The sequence below is a fragment of the Shewanella sp. H8 genome, assembly GCF_040285065.1.
Classification (GTDB): Bacteria; Pseudomonadota; Gammaproteobacteria; order Enterobacterales; family Shewanellaceae; genus Shewanella; species Shewanella polaris.
In genome coordinates, this window is record NZ_CP157213.1 from 2,667,113 (window position 1) to 2,687,819 (window position 20,707).

Sequence of the window (20,707 nt, forward strand, 5' to 3'; positions counted from 1 at the left end):
GCTTTTTTATTTGTCATATATCCATTTACGAAGAGCGCATGCTGATACAATTATCAGATCTAATATGCTCAAGTGAATTGAATGCACTTAGTTCAGCGATAATATCTTGGTTGTCAGCCCGTGCTAGACATTAGTTAGATAGCATAAAAAATGTGACATTAATGGATTAGAGTTGATTGAAAGATCCAGATCAAAAAAGGGGCAGCGATTGTATATGCAATCGTTGCCCCTTTTTATTAAATTCAAGGTTAATTTTTACGTTTATCGGCAAATTTACTCATGACTTTATCAAACTTAGGTTTAACCACTAATTGACAATAAGGCTGCTCACCGTGTTTGGCAAAGTAGTCTTCATGATAATTCTCAGCAGGATAAAAAGTATCAAATGCACTCACTTCGGTCACTATCGGTTTAGACCATATATGTTGTTCCGTTAATGCGTTAATAAAACGATTAGCAGCATCAATTTGCTGACTATTATGAGCAAAAATAGCTGAACGATATTGTGGCCCTTTGTCATTACCCTGCTGATTTAATGTCGTTGGGTCATGACTTTCAAATAACACTGCTAATAAAGTCTCATAACTAATCACTGCGGGATCAAACTCAATTTGTATTACTTCAGCATGACCCGTACGACCAGAACAGACCGCATCATAATTGGCATCTTTGGCGTCGCCACCACAATAACCCGACTTAACACTCTGTACGCCTTTAAGCTGCGAAAAAATGGCTTCAATACACCAAAAACACCCTGCACCAAAGGTTGCTTTCTCGTTTGGCGTACTAGCAGAGCTTACTTGGCTTAGTTCATCCAATGGTGTAAACACCATCGACACAGAATTGACACAATGACGAATATTGTTTTCTGTTAAATGTTCACCTTCAAATACATGGCCCAAATGACCGCCACATTGTGCACAGGTAATTTCGGTTCTGTGACCATCGGCATCAAGAGTATGCTTTACCGCTCCTTCAATTTCGTTGTCAAATGCAGGCCAGCCACAATGAGCATTAAACTTATGTTCACTTTTATATAAAGGTGCAAGACACTTTTTACACAAATACATGCCCTGAACATCATGATCGACATATTCACCACTAAAAGGACGTTCAGTGCCTTTCTGTTCAATAACGTATTTTTCAAATTCAGTTAAATTATTCATTACTGTTCTCATTGAGTTTACTTATCGCTTAAATAAACAATACGTGAGATCTGCGGCATCAGTTCAACCATTGCAAAGCGAAGACGCGCAAATAATTGCGACAAAGTGTGACTAAGGTTACCATTGCAGTGGGTCAACACACTAATAAGAAATACATAATGAAACTAAATACAATTGATTACCTTGCACCAGATAGTGCTGAGCGCTTTGTTGAATCTCTTCGTGAAACGGGCTTTGGGGTATTATCAAACCACCCTATTCAAAAGCAACTTGTCGAAGATATTTATAAAGAATGGTACAGTTTCTTTCAATCCGAACAAAAACATGACTTTTTGTTTAAAGCAGAAACTCATGATGGTTTTTTTCCAGCATCAATTTCTGAAACAGCCAAAGGCAACAACGTAAAAGATATTAAAGAGTATTATCACGTGTATCCTTGGGGCCGTATTCCTGATTCATTAAAAGCAAATATTCTTGCCTATTATGATCATGCCAATGCCTTAGCATCAGAGTTACTGAGCTGGATTGAGCAATACACACCACCAGAAGTGGCAGTGAAATATACTATTCCATTGCCAGACATGATTGCCCAAAGCCAACAAACTTTATTGCGCATTTTACATTACCCACCAATGAAAGGTGATGAAGAAATGGGCGCTATTCGCGCTGCCGCACATGAAGATATTAATCTCATCACCTTATTACCTGCAGCAAATGAACCAGGGTTACAAGTTAAAACCCAAAGCGGTGAATGGATTGATGTTCCCAGTGACTTTGGCAGCATCATTATTAACATCGGTGACATGTTGCAAGAAGCTTCAGGTGGTTACTTCCCGTCGACATCTCACCGAGTCATTAATCCTGAAGGTGCTGATAAAACTAAGTCTCGAATTTCACTACCTTTATTTTTACACCCCAATCCAGAAGTGGTGTTATCTGAGCGCTACACAGCCAACAGTTACTTAATGGAAAGATTACGTGAGTTAGGCGTTATTTAATCTGATTTGCATAGATACCAAGCGCCTTAGGGCGCTTTTTTTATGCTTTTAGTTATCTAACAAGGTACAATATGCCCATTATATTGATTAGATTTTTTTCTTCGTTCTAGCATTCGATTATAAGGCAACATCATGGCAATTCAGTGGTATCCAGGACACATGCACAAAGCACGTAAAGAGATTGAAGAGGCAATGCCTCAAGTGGATCTCGTTATTGAAGTGCTAGATGCACGTATTCCCTACAGCAGTGAAAATCCTATGGTGTCGCAACTCCGTGGTGATAAACCTTGTATTAAATTGCTCAATAAATCTGATTTAGCCGATCCTGAAGTCACTGCTCGGTGGATTGAATATTTAGAGCGTGAACAAGGCGTTCAGGCATCAGCAATCACCACTTTACAACCAGGAATGGTAAGAAGTATTCCAGATCTTTGCCGTAAACTGGTGCCACATCGTGACACCATGGAAAAAGACATCCGTACCATGATAATGGGTATTCCTAACGTCGGTAAATCTACAATTATTAATACGTTAGCAGGCCGAACTATTGCCAAAACTGGTAATGAACCCGCGGTCACCAAAAATCAGCAGCGTATTAATTTACGTAACGGAATTGTGCTGTCTGATACTCCAGGGATTTTATGGCCGAAAGTGGATAATGAAGCCAGCAGTTATAGACTTGCTGTCACCGGCGCAATCAAAGATACCGCGATGGAATATGAAGATGTCGCCATGTTTGCTGCCGATTATTTTCTTAAAGCTTACCCTGACGAAATTTGTGAACGATATAAGCTTAAATCGCTACCAGCCACCGATATTGAATTACTCGAAGCCATTAGTCGCTCTCGCGGAGCACTTCGTCCTGGCGGACGAGTTGATTACCATAAAGTGTCAGAACTATTACTGCATGAATACCGTTCAGGGAAAATCGGCTTATTAAGCCTTGAAACTCCCGAAATGGCTGAAAAAGAAAAAACTGAAGTGGCACGTAAGATGGCTGAAAAAGAAGCCTTGAAGCAACAAAAGATTGAGCAAGAAAAGTTAAAACGTTCTGGCAAGCGTCATAACGATTAACTTTGTGCATAGTTAGTTTGGTAATAACTCTTTTAGAATAACAACCTTAGCTGTTGGTTTTAGTGATTAGTTACATACACCATATTTAATCAGAATCTATTTTTGACAGAAACCAGTTGAGCAGCTAATGCTGTAAGACTGGTTTCAAGTAAATCGATAACCAATTCAAACCCCATCTCACCGCCATAATAGGGATCAGGCACCTCCTGTTCCTCACTGTCAGCAAACGCCAAAATTAAATGTAATTTATATTGATAATTTACAGGACAACGCTCAAGCAAATCTGCTAAGTTTGCTTTATCAGCAGCCAATATAAGATCAAAATCTTCAAAATCACTATTGCTGACTTGCCTCGCTTTCATACCCGAAAAATCTAATCCACGTTTAACCCCGGCAACGACGCTACGATGATCAGGTGCATTACCCTTGTGATAAGCCATGGTTCCAGCTGAGTCGATATTAAGTTGTAAATTATGTATCTCTGCCTGTTGTTTAAATACTGCCTCCGCAGTGGGAGAGCGACATATATTACCCATACAGACGAATAGCACGGAGTTTATTTTTGCTAGATAAACATCTTTAATCATTCATTGCGCCTTAATCACTCAAAATCATCACATTAGAAACTAAATGGTGATGAATATAATCAAACTTACAAGGTTAATCAGAATATGATCTCTAAATCAAAACCGACTATAGTGTGCTTATCAGACAAACGAATTATTGTTTAGGCCTTTCACGCAAAAATGTGGCAAATCTTGGTGTGCCTTTTTGAGTTAAGCCTAAATATTGATAGGTAATGGTAGATCCTATTAAAGGTGGGTTCTCTCGTTGTTTATCACTTAGACCACTACCTACATTGAACACTATGCCAGAAGATGTTTTTACGACCAAAGCTCCCAACATGCCACGATATTTACCTTTCCCTTGTGTATGGCCAATCACTATCGCTTCAGCATCATATTTTGGTTTTAGTTTAACAATATATTCACTACGACCAACGGCATAATAAGCTTGCTGATAATGTAACATCAATCCTTCACCGCCAGCATTAACGACAGAATCGAGCTGTGAAAATAGAGCTTCAGCTGAAGCCACTGTATCCTGCTTAATAACCTGTAAATGTTTAGAGTTCGCACTTTTTACCAACATTTTCATCGCTAAATAGCGTTCAATAAAAGGGCCAGAATGCTGTGGCAAATCAAACATCATAAACTTAACTTCCTGCCAGTCTTCTTCAGGGACTTGTTGGCGTCGAACTAAGGCCGAAATCTGTTCAAAATGGTTACGGCCGAGCCAAAGTTCACCGTCAATAGCGACATTAGGGAACCCAATGATAAATGAGTCAGGTAATACTATGTTTCGGCCACTGCGAGTCAACATTCTTTTGCCATCCCAATAACCCCGAACGCCGTCAAGTTTTTCGCTGACTAAATACTTAGATATCTCTATATCTGGATCATATTGAGTTGCTAATTGAATGGGAGGTGTGGGTAAAACTTCACAGTGTGTGGGGAAACAATATAGTCCAAATAATATCAAAAATATAAAATAGATTATCTTACTCATATGCAATCCTTGCGATAGTTGAGATCCTTTAAGTACTGACTTACCGTAGCTGTACATTTTTAACGGCACATAATGTATTTATTAATAAAAATATTTATATGCCTTTCGACACTCGTAATTTATCTGCTTTTCTACAATCGAGCATCAAACTTTCATTATCCTAACAACGTTAAAATGGACACAGCAAAGCCTAGTACATTCGAATGGATTGTCCACCCAAAACTTCAACCCAAAATGATATACAACATTTGAGATAATTTACTGCTGGAAGCATATGAACGGAATGTTACAATCTACAGAATTAAAATCAAAAAGATAATGAGCCAAATGAAACCAGAGAACAATCATGGTCTAAAACGCGTATTTCGAGCTACAGGGTTTTCAATATTAGGTCTAAAGTCAGCATGGAAAAACGAAGCGGCATTTAGACAAGAAACAGTGCTTGCTTGCCTAATGCTACCCGTTGCACTGCTACTCAACATCAGCAGTACTGAACGTATTTTACTTATTATGGCCGTGTTAATTGTATTGATTGTTGAATTATTGAACTCAGCTATTGAAGCGGTAGTTGATCGGGTTGGTGATGAGATCCACCCACTCAGTGGACAGGCAAAAGATATTGCGTCAGCAGCAGTCTTTATCAGTTTAGTATTGTGCGCGTTCACATGGGGTATCATCATTTGGCCATTACTGTCTTAATCGACACCCAAAATAACTAATCGGTGCTTTCATTGAGCGTCAAAATTGAAATAGCTTTTTCAATATATGCCAGTCGTTCATTTTCGGCCCAATAAGCAGCATACACATGTCGGCGAATACATTTAGCATCATTCACATAAAATAATGTGCGATTATCTAACAAGGGTTGAATAAGTGCCTCAGGTAAAAATGCACAACCACCATTATTGAGGATAAAATCCAAGGCCATACGGGCAGAGCTGGTATGTAATACCGGTATCGGTAACATCGTAAAATCTTGAGCGTGGGTAATATTAAAGGCTGTCCCCCAATCCACTTTAACATAAGGTAAATTAGGTGTTTGAGTTAGATTAACGTTCTGTTGTTTAGACACTAAGTATAGTTTGACTTGAGCAAGCTTAACCAATGTCACTTCGTCCAATTTAGGGGGATCAAAAGTGATTGCGATATCTAAAGTGCGTGCTATTAGTTGGCGGTTCATTACCAATGTAGACAAAACATCAGTTCTTAAAGCAACACCTTCTAAGCACAAATGTAATGGCTGTAAAAAGCCTTGAAAATACGAATCCCAAATATTATTACCAGTAGATAATGTCAATTGAGCGTTGTGCTGTTGGTTTAAAGTAATATCCTGTTTTGCCCTTTCCCAAGCATTAAGAACCGCTTCAGCGTGACCAAGCATTCTTTCACCTGCAGGTGTTGGTTGAATATTGTTACGTAAGCGCTCAAAAAGTTCTATACCCAAAATATTTTCTAATTGTTTTATCCTAAAACTAACAGCGCTTCGAGTGAGATAAAGGTTTTCTGCCGCTTTACCAAAGTGCCTAGTTCGAGATACTTCTAAGAAGGTTTTTAATAAATCTGTATCCATAAAAATTCTTTACCAATAAGGACAAAATATTTTGATTTAAAAAATGATAATACTAGCCAATACTCCAGTTGCAAATCTTTATATCTCATAATCTGGAAGGTATTAGCCATGTCTCAGCAATCATTTATCAATGCGAAACAAGCTATTGGAGCTCATACCAATGGGACCAATGACAGCTTTCACTCTTCTAAACGCTTCTATGATGACGTTAATTTCCCTAAAGGATTTAAACGTTGTGGTGACTTTACCAGTAAAGAAGCGGATTTGCTTGAACAACACGGTCAAGCAATGAAAAATTTGGCTGAAGGTAGTCAAATTCCATGTAACGTTGATGAAGATCAATTTGTACAAGTTTCCCAAGGTAAATTGCCCGCCTCAACCGCAATGGAATTATTGTGGATTAAATATTGTCGCTTAGCAAAAGGCAAACCCTTTTATGCTGTTGTAGGCACGATTCATACTCCCTCTAGCGCTAAAGTCGAAATAGAATTTGACGATATTGAAAGTGATGCATCTGACACCGATGAAGCTGAATAGATTCAATATTTAAGCAACCAAAGCAATCGCTTACAATGCATAACAATTAGTTCACAACTACCTAAAAGTAGAGTCTATTATTTACTCTACTTTTAGGTGCATTTGGCCAAAAAATCATTCTATATTTTATCTATTTATTCACAACTCACTGTCACATCACACTTTGACACTAAAATGGGTACTTTTACGTGTTTGAGCTCAAACTACCAATGAAAACTTGATTTAGCACAACAACTCGCTACAAAAACTTCACATTTAATGGCAAAGTGCTAGTATGTATATCGAACTGTTTGTCCTATTTATCCTGGTCTATTGTTTATGTTGATGCATTTAACATCCCTTTTTGGATATCATCGTTACATAAATTAGGTATCAGATACGACAACAGCATCATATGAAGACGCATATCTTGTGACACTAGTAAAAAAGAATAAATGCGGAGTTTCAATGATTAAACCTTTTTTTTGTATTGCCATAATGTTATTTGGTACTCAGACGGCGATTTCAGCTCAGAGCCAGAGTGACCATTCATCAACAACAGATAAATACACCATAGACATAGGTGTGTTTTATGCTAACTCCGATTCAAATATGGCTGTCACAAATCCTAAAAATGGTGGTATTTTTCTAATAGATTTTGAAGATGAATTTTTACTCGCTGAAGAACAATACCTACCCTACTTTGAATTTACCTACGAATTTAATCAACGACATAAACTTTTCATCGATTGGAAATCCTTAGATCGCGAAGCTAATAACAACTCAATAAGTCAGGACTTTATCCTTGAAGATATTGACGGTCAGGACTATTTGATTGAAACAGGAGCAGCCCTTAATACCGAATTCAACATTGATATATTACGTATCGGCTACGGTTATGATATTTGGCAAGGATCAAATTATGCAGTAGGAGTTTCCGTGGGTTTACACACTATGTTTGTCGAAATTGAATTTCAGGGAAATATAGGCACATGTGCGCTAGATTCAAGCTTAACAAGTCAATGTAGTAATGTGGTCGCTACACCAAACGTCGTTGATTACAGCGTTACTGCACCATTACCAAATTTAGGCGTTTATGGTTCTTACGAGTTTTATCCAGATTTAACATTTTCTGCACATGCACAATATTTTACCATTAAATATGACGATGTTGACGGGTCGTTAATCGATGTCCGTTTAGGTGTTGAAGCAAAAATTTGTGACAACTGGTCACTGAAACTAGCCTACAATTATTATGATGTTGATATCTCAATAGAAAAACAACGTAGAATAAATGATAATAATATAAAAACTTTTGATCACAATATTAACTACAGTTTTACAGGCCCCATGTTTGCTATTTCTTATGCATTTTAGCCTTCGTTTATTCAATAAAAAGCATCTTATGATGCTTTTTTTGTGATTGGCAAAATGATAATGTCCTATTATTTATTTTACTATACTAAATTCATCTTAATGTCTTTTCATTGTCCTGCTCACGAGGCACTTAATGTCTAACACCTTATTGCAAACCGCTGCTGCTAATTTAAAAAAAGCGGTGCCGTTAATGTTAAAATACAAAATCCCCACTACACCAACAAATTATGCACTTTGGTATGCTTATGTCGGTGAGCAAAATCCATTACTTAACCAAGAATTGGATACCGCAGTCAAACAGAATCAAACTTATTCACCCGTGACCAGTGAATTATTATACCGAAAGCATGTGGCAGATCCGGTTGAGCTTAATGTGCGTGATATGCGCAAAAACCTTGATGCTATGGTATGCGAATTATCTCAATCACTTAAAGATACTAATTTAGACACCGAAACCTTTCAAACTCAAATAGAGAAAGATTTTAAAAAATTAAATGACCTTGAAAACCAAGGCTTCTCACTCGAACAAGTCATCGGTGTTATTAGAAGTATTGTTAAAGAATCATCTAACATTCGTTCCAGTACCGAGAGTTTTACTGAACAGTTACAAAAAGCCCAATCCGAAATTAATATTCTCAAAACTCGCTTAGCAGAGTCCGAAAAAGACATGTTATTTGATGCATTAACTAATGTATTAAATCGCCGCGCATTTGACCACGACATTGAAGCACAAGTCAGTTTATCTCCTGCTGGAACATGTTTGATTATCATTGATATCGACCACTTTAAAGTATTCAACGATACCTTTGGTCATCAACTTGGTGACTTAGTCTTGAAAACAGTCGCAAAACGGATTCAAGAAGCTTGCCGCGACGGGATTAAACTGTATCGTTTTGGTGGTGAAGAGTTCGCCATTATTGTACCAAGTAGCCAGTTTAGAGTAGCCAGACAGCTAGCAGAAGGGATTCGGAGAGCACTAGAGAAACTCAGTGTTAAAGATAGGCGTAGTGACAAAGTCATCGACTCAATTACCGCCTCTTTTGGCGTATGTGAGTGGAAGCCGAAACAAAATGTATCCCAGTTGATTGAAGCAACAGATAAGTTACTCTACGAAGCAAAGCGTTTGGGTCGTAACAGAGTGATGCCAATCGCAAATTAACCTTTCTGCTAATATCAATTGATTGTTCGCCCACTTTTGCATGCTCATACTGAAAAGCTAACAGCAGAAAAAGTTGGGCTTAATATTTTCTACTGCGGATTATTTCGGTAATTGCAGATAAGCAGCGGCATTATCCGCTGTAGCCGCTTTTAAATGAGGCACATAACCTAAAAATGGTCCCTGCATCATTTGCTGTAAACTGTTGAGGTTGTCGTCAATAAAAGCCATTTCAATATCGACTTGATTCGCCACCCACCCTGCTATCGTTAATCCGTCGGCCAGTACCGCCTCTTGAGTTAACAATGCATGGTTTAAACAGCCTAACTTCATGCCTACAACTAAAATAACACCAACGTTAGCTGCCGCCAGTTGACCTTGAATTAGTCGAGATTTTTGTAGCTTGGCCTGCAATAATTTAACGGTATCAGACAAAAACTCACCATTACCTAATGGTAAACGCCAACCACCAGCGCCTTCAATTAATGCAAAATCAGCTTGTTGCATCGCCGGATGATACATAGCATCAAGTACTGTTTGTGCCGTTAAAATCTGATTAACTTGTTTAGCGGCAATGTGCGGTGCAATAGCAGGCTCAAAACAAATAGGATTAATCGCCGAATATGGCAAATCCATGTTCGACTGCGCAATTAGCATTAAAGCATCACTGTTACGCAATCCTGCGTCGGTGGGAACACATCCTGAAGCTATCGGTTTAAAACCACATTTATCGCCTTGGGCTTTAGCTAAAAGAGCTGCCGAAATTAAGGTTTTACCACTGTCAGTATCGGTTCCTGTCACAAAATATAGCATAGCGTCAGCCTCGTTTAGCATGGATATACGCAATTTGATAAGTTAATGGCAAGCCTTTATCGGTACGCAGACTTTCTGCCAACGCGACACGTTGCTGCCATTGTCGCTTGGTGAGCGCGTGACGCTGCTTACCTGCACCATGTTGATCAAATGACGCCCCCACACCTTTTATTGAATATAGTAAGCTGCGTAAATCATCGAAATAAACCTTAATACTCTCAACCTTAATATCGACGCTGTGCCAGTCATCCGGCGTCACTTGAGATACGTTAAATGCAGTCTTAAGCGTGGATACTGAATCAAATTGATTGACGTGGAAACCTAAGCTTTCCAATTCAGCTAAACTGCCATCTACCACTACGCTGAGGTAACATTCACCTCCAGATCGTAATACTCGATGAAACTCAGCAAACGCTTTAGGTAAGGTTTGGCACCACTGTAAGGCTAAATTGGAATAGATATTGTCAATAGAATCACTTTGCAAACCTAGTGCTTGGGCATCAGTGCAAAGAGGCAAATAATCAGGATGCTGTTGAACCAACTGTGTAAGCATGCCATGAGAGATATCAACTGCAACTATTTGGTTTACTCGTTCAAAAGCTTTAAAACATGTCCCGGGACCGGCTCCGACATCAAGTAAGGTGCCACACAAGTTAGCCTGTTGTAGCAACTGTTTGGCGCTAATGCGTTGCAATACATCATGTTGCTTGTATTGAGCAGCAGCTATTGAAAATGTGTTTGCAACCGGATTATCTAACGTCATGGGGGCTCTCAAAGGTACGACTTATTTGACTACTGATTTATCAACTGCTTGTGGAACTAATACAGCCTGCATCGAATTATTATCATGTTTATGAATAAGAACAGCTACTGCGGCAACAAGTTCATAAATATCAATAGCTTGATGTTGTGCATTTAACGTCACACGTAAACGCTCCTGCCCTTTTGGTACCGTTGGTGAACGAATAGCACCCACCAAAAAACCTTGTTGTGTTAACTGCTCTGCAATTGCCATTACGCGATGATTATCACCGATCATAATCGGCTGAATAGCGGTCGTTGAAGATGTAATATTAAGTTTGTTTTCCACTGCAAGTTGCCTAAACAATGCAATATTAGCCTTTAGTTGTGTCAATAGCTGTGGATTAGCTTGTTGCCAATTTATCGCAGCTAAGGCTAACTGAGCATTAGATGGCGACAACGCAGTAGAATAAATATACTCACGACAAGTTGCAATTAAGTAATCAATCACCTCTTGCGAGGCTAAAATAGCCGCGCCTTGGCCCCCTAATGCCTTACCAAATGTTACCACCTGAATATCAACATTATCGGCATTAACAAATGAGCTAGGCAGCAAACCAAAACCGTGGGCATCATCGACAATCAGCCAACAGTCATGCTGTTGGCATAGCGCAGATAGTTCAGAAATCGGCGCAATATCGCCATCCATACTAAACACACTTTCGGTAACAACAGCAGTATGAGGATTACGTTCAATAAGGCGCTCTGCACTGCTAATATCGTTATGTAAAAAACGACGAATTTTACTGCCACTGTCTTGCAACCCATCTATGACAGAGGCATGCACCAACTTGTCGGCTATTACAATGTCATCACTGTTAAATAGGGTTTTCATTAACGCACTGTTTGCACTAAAACCGGAACTAAATAACATGCAAGCTTGGTGACCAGTAAGCTCACATAAACGTTTTTCAAGCGCTACATGAGCTTGGTTATAACCACTCACAAGAGGTGATGCGCGACTGCCGACACCATGTTGCTGTGCCCCAGCATAAAGTGCTAAAGCTAAAGCGGGTTCACGGGCTAAGCCTAAGTAATCATTATGGCTAAAATCAATCACCGCATGCTGTTTTGTTGCCATCATATGTCGTTGGCGTAAAAGGCCAGTAGCCTGCAGTTCAGCAAGCTTATCACTTATCCTCTGAGTTAATGGGTGCAACCCAATGACAGGTTGTCCTGATACCGTCATATAAAATTATAACGCCGCGGCATCAAAAAACTGTTTAGTCGACTTATCTTGTTTAGCGCTGGCTTTGGCTAATAATGCACTATCATTTTCGATATTGGCTTGTGGGCCTTGCTCTGGGTGTAACCCTAAACGTCGGAATAAACTCATGTCATCGTTTTCTTCAGGGTTAGGCGTCGTCAACAACTTACAACCGTAGAAAATAGAGTTAGCACCAGCAAAGAAACACATTGATTGCAGTTCATCACTCATGCTTTCACGTCCAGCAGATAAGCGCACCCGTGATTTAGGCATGATAATACGCGCTACTGCAATAGTGCGCACAAACTCAAGTGGGTCAAGATCATCTATTTTTTCAAACGGCGTACCGGCCACTTTAACCAGCATGTTGATTGGTACAGAATCTGGATGTTGTTCTAAATTGGCCAATTGTTGCAGTAAACCTGCGCGATCGGTTGCTTGCTCGCCCATACCCACAATGCCGCCAGAACATACCTTCATCCCAGAAGCACGTACGTTTGTTAATGTATCTAAACGGCTTTGATAAGTGCGAGTGGTGATAACGTCGCCGTAATATTCAGGTGAGGTATCAAGGTTATGGTTGTAATAATCTAAACCCGCATCAGCTAATGTATCAGCCTGTTCAGACGACAACATACCTAATGTCATACAAGTTTCCATACCTAAGGCACGGACATCTTTTACCATTTGCGTTAAATATGGCATGTCTTTGTCACGTGGATTACGCCAAGCGGCCCCCATACAAAAACGTGATGCTCCTGCTGCTTTAGCACTTTTAGCCTCTGTTAATACTTTTTCAATTTCAAGTAAACGTTCTTTTTCAAGACCAGTGTCGTAACGTGCGCTTTGTGGACAATATTTACAGTCCTCAGGGCATGCACCCGTTTTAATTGATAAAAGACGGCTGATCTGCACTTCGTTAGGGTCAAATGTTTCACGATGAATACTGTGCGCTTTAAACAATAAATCATTCATAGGCAACGCAAATAATGCTTCGATTTGTGATTTTTGCCAATCGTGACGAACTTCAGCTAACGACATGGATCATTCCTTTTTTTATTTTATGTTGGCTAGGATACCCTGAGCCCGTAAACTGTCAACGCAGCTATTACTTCACGCTTTACAAGCGGTCAAAAAACGAGCACCTATAATTATGGCACTTTCCGACCTAAATACCACTATTGATTACACTTTCGATGAACAACACATTTGGCATCCTTATACCTCTATGACCCAGTCTCTGCCTGTATATGGAGTCGTTTCAGCTCAAGGCTGTGAGCTGACATTAGACAGTGGCAAGATACTCATTGATGGTACGAGTTCGTGGTGGTCATGCGTACACGGTTATAGTCATCCAACCATTTTAGCGGCGATGCAACAGCAACTTTCACAGCTTAGTCACGTGATGTTTGGCGGCATAACCCACCAGCCAGCTATTGAAGCATCAAAACGTTTAGTGCAAATGACCAGTGATAACTTAACTAAGGTTTTCTTAGCCGATTCAGGATCAATTGCAGTAGAAGTGGCTTTAAAAATGGCGCTGCAATATTGGCAAGGACGGGATCAACCACAAAAACAACGGATTATGACGGTAAAAAGTGGTTATCACGGTGATACATTTGCGGCGATGAGCGTGTGCGATCCTGATGGCGGTATGCACACCATGTTTGGCAATAATGTCACTAAACAAGTATTTATCCCGGCACCAACATCTAAGTTTAATGAGCCGCTGAACCAAGCCGATACGCTTGCATTAGAGGCTGCATTTGCTCAACACCATCAAAACATTGCGGCTGTTATTATTGAGCCCATCATGCAAGGTGCTGGCGGAATGCGTTTTTACTCGCCCGCTTATTTAAGTAAACTGCGTCAACTTTGCGACCAATACCATGTTCTACTGATTTTAGATGAAATTGCCACCGGTTTTGGTCGAACCGGTACCCTATTCGCTTATGAGCATGCCAATATTGAAGCGGATATTTTATGTGTAGGTAAAGCCTTAACTGGAGGATATATTAGCCTCGCCGCCACCTTATGCAGTGACGAAGTTGCTAATGGCATTAGTGACTCACCTGCAGGTGTATTTATGCACGGCCCTACGTTTATGGGTAATCCATTGGCATGTGCAGCAGCAACAGCAAGCTTAGACTTACTTCTTAAAGGCGATTGGCAGCAACAAGTTGAAAACATTGAATCTCAGCTCAATCAAGAACTTGCTAGTGCGATTGATTTACCTCAAGTGAATGATGTTCGTGTGCTAGGGGCTGTTGGGGTGATTGAAATGGTCAATACAGTGAACACAGCCGAATTACAACAAGCCTTTGTTGATCTTGGTGTTTGGGTTCGACCGTTTAATAAATATATCTATCTTATGCCGCCCTACACCATCAGTGCTAAGCAATTAAGTAAATTGACCGCGGCGATGCTCACGGTCGCAAAAGGCATTGATACTACCCCCGTTACGGCTCAATTTATTAGTCACGGTTAGTCACATTCAAATAAATATATTTTGGAGTTCAGGCTTGAGGCCATCAAAAGCTAATTTACTTCAACTTGGGGTATAAAGTTAATAAATTAGTTAGTTGATTAATAATAAGGGCCGTAGATTCTCTCATCGGCCCGATTTATAAATCACACAGTTGCGCGCTCTGACACCATTTCACCGTCATGCTCATTATCATCGAGCCATTTTAATTTTGATAATGGATAGCCTAAAAACCATTTAGCGCGTTCGAGTACAATGCGAGTTTTAATATGTTTTATCCGCAAATCTGTTTGATCAATTACTTTTTAACCAAACTAGAAATTAACGCACGCAATGCGGCAGGTTTAACCATCTTAGCCATATAGTGATAACCGCGTCGTTCAATATCATCTACCAAGTCTTTATTGGTATTTGCGGTAATAAGAATACCCGGTAAATGGGCACCATAGCGTGAACGAATATTGTCCATAGCATCAACGCCATTTTGGTCATCATCTAAATGGTAATCTGCTAAAATAATATCTGGGGCGACACCTTTAAGTCCCAACTTAATCCGTGCATCAGCAAGATCTGTTGCACAAATAACCTCACATTGCCAACGACTTAATAATGACTCAAGTCCAGCCAAAATTGCTTCTTCATTATCAATACATAACACTTTAACGCCTGCTAGAGGCTGTAATAATGTCGGCAATGGTTTATTTTTCACTTGGCTAACAGTTTGTCCTAGCGGCACAATAATAGAGAACATGGAGCCTTGTCCTAGCGCTGATTGCACTTGAATGGAGTGATCGAGCACTTTACTTATTCTATCAGCAATGGCTAAGCCTAGCCCTAAACCACTGACATTACGGCTACTGGGATGATTTAGGCGTTTAAACTCTTTAAATATTTCTTGAGTATCGTACTCATCAATTCCACAGCCAGTATCCAATACTTGGATCTCGATAAAATCACCGCGATGACGACAACCAAATAAGACTTTGCCTCCGCGGGCGTAACGATAAGCATTAGTTAAAAAGTTTTGCAATATTCGGCGTAACAATGACGGGTCAGAATTTACCGTAGCTGAGCATGGCACCATAGAAAACGAAATTTGGTTATCCCCTGCCATTGCATCAAACTCAATAGATAAACCATTGATAATCTCAGAGATGGCAAAATCACGGCGATTAACATCCACCATGCCAGAATCTAATTTTGAGATATCCAATAAATCCGTCAGTAACTCACCAGCAGTTTTTAGCGAACTGTTAACGTGTGTTAACGTCGTACGAGCTTCAAGGTCTAAGTTTGGGTATTGCGACAATGACGCAGTAAACAATCTAGCAGCATTTAATGGCTGCATTAAATCATGCCCTACAGCGGCTAAAAAGCGGGTTTTAGAGGCATTAGCGAGCTCTTCTTGGGCTTTTGACTCAAGTAATTCACTGTTTAGCATCGCTAATTCATAGGTACGCTCTTGCACACGACTTTCTAAGGTTTCATTGGCTTCAAGTAATGCCTTTTCTTGCAAGCGATACTGAGTAATATCGGTAAATGTCATCACAAAGCCACCATCGGGCATTGGATTACCCTGAATTTTAATCACTTTACCATCTCTACGTTCGCGTTCTGAGGTATGCGCGGTACCATTACGCATGTGCTGCACTCGAATTGCGATTTGATTCTCCATATCTCCATCACCACAAAAGCCGCGAGAAGCATTAAATCGAACCACATCAGCAATGGGCATACCTTTTTGTAAAAAACCTTCTGGGTATTGATATAAATCCGCGTAGCGATAATTCCAAGCAACGAGATTAAGATCCTTATCAACCACACTCATGCCTTCATAGGCATGTTCAATAGCGCCACGCAGCATATCTTGGCTTAACATAATTTTTGATGAAGCTTCATCTACTAGGCTAAATACTTCATCTAACGCCAGATCTCGCCCTTGTAGGACCGAGTCCATCACTAACGAAGCACTTGATGCCCCGAGTACCCCTGACAACATGTGCTCGGTGTGGGCGATTAACTCCTCTGGCGCGGCTTTATACCAACTGTCACTTTTTACTGCATCGGGCGAAAAACGGCTAAAACTCTCATAAGCGCGGGTAGGACTAACAAAACGGCTAGCTAAAATAAGTAAATCTTGTTGCGATATAGGCCCCTGACGCTTGTTAGCACCTTGCTTTGAAGACCAAGGCTTAACAAAGTTACTTGCTTGAATGCGCTCAGCAACACCAGCTCTGAACCAAATAGAGCCGAGTACGTAACACACCACATTTGCAAGTAACGCAATTAATGTGTCACTGACATTGGGAGTAATACTATTGAGTAAATCAAACTCACCGCCAATGAATCGAGCTTGACCAGCGCCTTGTAGTAAAATAAAACACCACAAACAAAAACCAACAGCGAGGCCAAAATATACTCCAGCACGATTACCATTTTTCCAATATAAACCGCCGACCAATGCAGGGGCTAACTGAGAAAACGCCCCAAATGACAACATGCCTAAATGCGACAACGAATCGCTATCTGCCAAGGTTAAATAGCTTAGATAACCAAAACCTAAAATCACCACAATGGCAAAGCGACGGACATTTAATAACAATTGCGAGAACTGACTAAAGTTTTTTTCTCGAATCTGCCCTGTACGCAATAAAAACGGCACCAACCATTCGTTACTGACCATCACACTAATCGTCACCACAGCAACGATCACCATACCGGTAGCGGCCGATAAAGTACCAAGTAATGCAATGACAGCCAATAAGGGTTGATCGAGCGCAAGCGGTAAATTAATCACATAGGTATCGGCAGAAACAGAATCGCCTAACAATACTTTACCTGCTAATGCCAACGGCGCGACAAACATGCCAAACAACGCTAAATAAATAGGTAGAATCCAGCGTGATTTTTGCAAAATATGTTCGCCACCACACTCAACAACCATCGCATGGAATTGTCTCGGCATACACAAAAATGCTGCCATTCCGACAAATAACTCTGGCAAAAATGATTCCAGACGTAAATGACTATTCTCAATGAGTCCTTTGGCAGATGCTTGTTGCCAGATATCCCCAAAGCCATCGAAAAAACCAAAACTGATTACCGCACCCACAATGATAAATGCGGCTAATTTGACTAACGACTCGAACGCTATTGCGACCATCATTCCGGGATTATGCTCTGTTGCATCTAATTTTCGAGTACCAAATAAAATAGCAAAAATCGCTAAAAGCATGGTGATCAATAACGGCACAACGATCGGACTTAATGGATTATCATCAGGCTGAAATAAATTAAGACTAAACACCATCGCTTTAAGCTGTAAAGCGATGTAAGGCATGATGCCAAATAAGGCGATGAGGGTAACAATTGCTGCCAGTAACTGTGACTTACCGTAACGGGCTGCAATAAAATCGGCAACAGAAGTAATGTTTTGTGCTTTAGATACCACGACCATTTTTCGCAGCATGCCAAAACCAAGGGTAAATACCAAAATTGGACCCACAAAAATCGGTAAAAAAGACCACAAATCGTTTGCAGACTGCCCTACTGTGCCTAAAAAACTCCATGATGAACAATACACAGCAAGACTGAGACCATAAATCCATACTTGGACTTTTTGGCTTATCTTACTAAACCAGCGTTCAGCACCCCACGCCAAAGTAAATAACAATGACACGTAACACACCGCAATGATTGCTACTATTAAAGTTAAATTCATTCAATCTTCCGCTATCGTTTTATTGTTATTAACCATCTATTTTATTTTTATCACAACTTAACACGTTGAACGTAAAACAACCTACATTAGATAAAATGAGTAATTGTGGCACAAACTATCACCAAGATTTATGATTCTACCATGTGCAACAGACTAAATATTAAGGATATTTTAAAACTAGACCAAGGTCTAATAGTGTTGGTAGTCGGTTGCAGATGATACTTTAACCACGCCATTTTTAGAAAGGGAAGCCCTATGAGCTCGCAGTCTCTTTACAAAGTTCCTAGTGACATTGCAAAAAACGCACTGGTTAATAACGATCAATATAAGAAAATGTACCAGGAATCCATCGTTAATCCAGAAGGTTTTTGGAGAGAACACGGCAAACGTATTGATTGGATTAAACCTTATACCAAAATTAAAAAAACCTCTTTTGACGATCATAACTTATCAATTAACTGGTTTTACGACGGCACGCTTAACGCATCTGCTAACTGCTTAGATCGTCACTTAGAAGAACATGGCGATAAACTCGCGATTATTTGGGAAGGTGATGACGCTAATGAACAGCGTAAAATAACTTACGCTGAATTACATGCAGACGTCTGTAAATTTGCCAACGCCCTGCGCAGTCAAGGCGTAAATAAAGGCGATATCGTCACGATTTATATGCCTATGGTGCCAGAAGCGGCCGTCGCTATGTTAGCTTGCGCTCGTATTGGTGCAGTTCATTCTGTGGTGTTTGGTGGCTTTTCACCAGATTCAATTGCAGCAAGGGTAATTGACGGTAAATCAAAAGTCATCATCACCTCAGATGAAGGTGTTCGTGGTGGTCGTAAAATTCCTTTAAAACGTAGCGTTGATGAAGCAATATCAAACCCTGATGTGACTTGTGTTGAAAAAGTCATCGTATTAAAGCGCACCGGTGGTGACATAGATTGGGTTGAAGGCCGAGATATTTGGTGGGATTCACTTATGGACGTTGCTTCTGAGCATTGTATTCCCGCTGAAATGAACGCCGAAGACCCATTGTTTTTACTTTATACCTCAGGCTCTACTGGCAACCCTAAAGGTGTGCTGCATACCACTGGCGGTTATATGGTATATGCATCAATGACACACGAATATGTGTTTGATTACAAGGCTGATGAAGTCTATTGGTGTACTGCTGATGTAGGTTGGATTACTGGTCATTCATATATGGTATATGGTCCTTTTGCCAATGCTGCCACAGTATTAATTCATGAAGGTGTACCTAATCACCCAACACCTGCCCGCCTTGGTGAAATGATTGACCGTCATAACGTTAATATTCTATATACAGCACCGACATTAATTCGTGCGCTTATGGCTGAAGGCAAAGAACAGTTTAGCAGCTATAAAGGCGACTCGTTACGCATTATGGGATCAGTAGGCGAACCCATAAATCCAGAAGCATGGCGTTGGTACCATGAGGTGATCGGTCATGAAAAATGCCCTATCGTTGATACGTGGTGGCAAACCGAAACCGGTGGCATTTTGATTAGTCCATTACCGGGCGCTACCGACACCAAGCCAGGTTCCGCAACACGACCTTTTTTTGGTGTACAACCTGCTTTAGTCGACAACATGGGCAACATTGTTGAAGGCGTAACAGAAGGTAATTTGGTTATTCTAGACTCATGGCCAGGACAAATGCGTACCGTTTACGGTGATCATGATAGATTTGCGCTAACGTATTTTAAAACATTCCGCGGCATGTATTTTACTGGTGATGGCGCGCGTCGTGATGAAGATGGTTACTATTGGATTACTGGTCGTGTTGATGACGTGATTAACGTGTCAGGCCATAGATTAGGTACCGCTGAAGTCGAAAGCGCATTAGTGGCACATAATCTCGTTGCTGAAGCGGCCGTTGTGGGTTATCCACATGACATTAAAGGCCAAGGTATTTACGCCTATGTGACCTTAACTCGCGGAGTTGAACCCACAGAAGAATTACGCCAAGAATTACGTCAATGGGTACGTAAAGAAATTGGTGCCCTCGCCACACCGGATTTGATTCAATGGGCAAGTGGTTTACCCAAAACGCGTTCAGGTAAAATTATGCGTCGATTCTTACGTAAAATTGCAGCAAACGAAGTGACTAACTTAGGTGATTCTTCAACTCTGGCTGATCCAGCAGTAATTGATACATTGATTGAGTCACGCTTAAACAAAACTGAGTAATACATACCAATTTGTGATGTCCTACCCACCCAGAGAAATCCTGACC

Annotated in this window: 17 protein-coding genes; 8 read left to right on the forward strand and 9 right to left on the reverse strand. The window is 40.4% G+C overall.

Annotated features, from left to right (window positions below; genetic code table 11):
- Positions 1-248: 248 nt before the first annotated feature.
- Positions 249-1,166, reverse strand: a complete 918-nt coding sequence (locus ABIS04_RS11570) for a bifunctional methionine sulfoxide reductase B/A protein (protein WP_350431163.1) — start codon at positions 1,164-1,166, stop codon at positions 249-251.
- 158 nt (positions 1,167-1,324) lie between these two features.
- Here ABIS04_RS11570 and ABIS04_RS11575 point away from each other — a divergent pair, with 158 nt between their 5' ends.
- Positions 1,325-2,164, forward strand: a complete 840-nt coding sequence (locus ABIS04_RS11575; protein WP_350431164.1) for a 2OG-Fe(II) oxygenase family protein — start codon at positions 1,325-1,327, stop codon at positions 2,162-2,164.
- A gap of 132 nt (positions 2,165-2,296) precedes the next feature.
- Positions 2,297-3,238, forward strand: coding sequence for a ribosome biogenesis GTPase YlqF (gene ylqF / locus ABIS04_RS11580; RefSeq protein ID WP_140234463.1), 942 nt, complete (start codon positions 2,297-2,299; stop codon positions 3,236-3,238).
- A gap of 89 nt (positions 3,239-3,327) precedes the next feature.
- Here ylqF and ABIS04_RS11585 read toward each other — a convergent pair whose 3' ends face one another.
- Entirely contained in the window at positions 3,328-3,825 is a 498-nt protein-coding gene (locus ABIS04_RS11585; protein WP_350431165.1) for a low molecular weight protein-tyrosine-phosphatase, read from the reverse strand.
- Positions 3,826-3,958: 133 nt separating this feature from the next.
- A complete protein-coding gene (locus tag ABIS04_RS11590) occupies positions 3,959-4,807 on the reverse strand; it encodes a DNA ligase (RefSeq protein ID WP_140234465.1) in 849 nt (282 codons plus the stop codon).
- A 327-nt stretch (positions 4,808-5,134) separates the two neighbouring features.
- On the opposite strand from ABIS04_RS11590, the gene ABIS04_RS11595 reads away from it, so the two are divergent.
- Complete coding sequence (locus ABIS04_RS11595; protein ID WP_137226768.1) at positions 5,135-5,506, forward strand: diacylglycerol kinase; 372 nt, start codon at positions 5,135-5,137, stop codon at positions 5,504-5,506.
- 16 nt (positions 5,507-5,522) lie between these two features.
- On the opposite strand, the gene ABIS04_RS11600 is transcribed toward ABIS04_RS11595, so the two are convergent.
- A complete protein-coding gene (locus ABIS04_RS11600; protein WP_140234466.1) occupies positions 5,523-6,377 on the reverse strand; it encodes a LysR family transcriptional regulator in 855 nt (284 codons plus the stop codon).
- Positions 6,378-6,485: 108 nt separating this feature from the next.
- Between ABIS04_RS11600 and ABIS04_RS11605 the strand changes: the two genes are divergently transcribed.
- The 3 genes from ABIS04_RS11605 to ABIS04_RS11615 all read left to right on the forward strand — a co-directional run bounded on the left by ABIS04_RS11605 (position 6,486) and on the right by ABIS04_RS11615 (position 9,429).
- A complete protein-coding gene (locus tag ABIS04_RS11605; RefSeq protein WP_137226766.1) occupies positions 6,486-6,914 on the forward strand; it encodes a DUF413 domain-containing protein in 429 nt (142 codons plus the stop codon).
- Between the two features lie 447 nt (positions 6,915-7,361).
- Positions 7,362-8,270, forward strand: a complete 909-nt coding sequence (locus tag ABIS04_RS11610; RefSeq protein ID WP_140234467.1) for a DUF481 domain-containing protein — start codon at positions 7,362-7,364, stop codon at positions 8,268-8,270.
- 133 nt (positions 8,271-8,403) lie between these two features.
- Positions 8,404-9,429: a GGDEF domain-containing protein gene (locus tag ABIS04_RS11615; protein ID WP_137226764.1), complete on the forward strand. Its 1,026-nt coding sequence runs from the start codon at positions 8,404-8,406 to the stop codon at positions 9,427-9,429.
- A 99-nt stretch (positions 9,430-9,528) separates the two neighbouring features.
- On the opposite strand, the gene bioD is transcribed toward ABIS04_RS11615, so the two are convergent.
- From bioD to bioB, 4 genes are read right to left on the reverse strand one after another with little or no spacing between them, the layout of a single operon-like run.
- Positions 9,529-10,239, reverse strand: a complete 711-nt coding sequence (bioD, locus tag ABIS04_RS11620) for a dethiobiotin synthase (protein ID WP_137226763.1) — start codon at positions 10,237-10,239, stop codon at positions 9,529-9,531.
- A 4-nt stretch (positions 10,240-10,243) separates the two neighbouring features.
- The gene (locus tag ABIS04_RS11625) at positions 10,244-11,002 is read right to left on the reverse strand and encodes a methyltransferase domain-containing protein (RefSeq protein WP_140234468.1); all 759 of its coding nucleotides are present in this window, start codon (positions 11,000-11,002) and stop codon (positions 10,244-10,246) included.
- A 21-nt stretch (positions 11,003-11,023) separates the two neighbouring features.
- Entirely contained in the window at positions 11,024-12,229 is a 1,206-nt protein-coding gene (locus ABIS04_RS11630; RefSeq protein ID WP_350431166.1) for an 8-amino-7-oxononanoate synthase, read from the reverse strand.
- Positions 12,230-12,235: 6 nt separating this feature from the next.
- Positions 12,236-13,288 carry a biotin synthase BioB gene (gene bioB, locus ABIS04_RS11635; protein ID WP_350431167.1) on the reverse strand — a complete coding sequence of 351 codons (1,053 nt, stop codon included), beginning with the start codon at positions 13,286-13,288 and terminating at the stop codon, positions 12,236-12,238.
- A gap of 112 nt (positions 13,289-13,400) precedes the next feature.
- On the opposite strand from bioB, the gene bioA reads away from it, so the two are divergent.
- Positions 13,401-14,735: an adenosylmethionine--8-amino-7-oxononanoate transaminase gene (bioA, locus tag ABIS04_RS11640; RefSeq protein ID WP_350431168.1), complete on the forward strand. Its 1,335-nt coding sequence runs from the start codon at positions 13,401-13,403 to the stop codon at positions 14,733-14,735.
- Between the two features lie 295 nt (positions 14,736-15,030).
- On the opposite strand, the gene ABIS04_RS11645 is transcribed toward bioA, so the two are convergent.
- Positions 15,031-18,453 (reverse strand): PAS domain-containing hybrid sensor histidine kinase/response regulator, encoded by a 3,423-nt coding sequence (locus ABIS04_RS11645; RefSeq protein WP_350431169.1) that lies wholly within the window; start codon positions 18,451-18,453, stop codon positions 15,031-15,033.
- Between the two features lie 255 nt (positions 18,454-18,708).
- On the opposite strand from ABIS04_RS11645, the gene acs reads away from it, so the two are divergent.
- Positions 18,709-20,661 (forward strand): acetate--CoA ligase, encoded by a 1,953-nt coding sequence (gene acs, locus ABIS04_RS11650; protein ID WP_137226757.1) that lies wholly within the window; start codon positions 18,709-18,711, stop codon positions 20,659-20,661.
- The last annotated feature ends 46 nt before the right edge of the window (positions 20,662-20,707 follow it).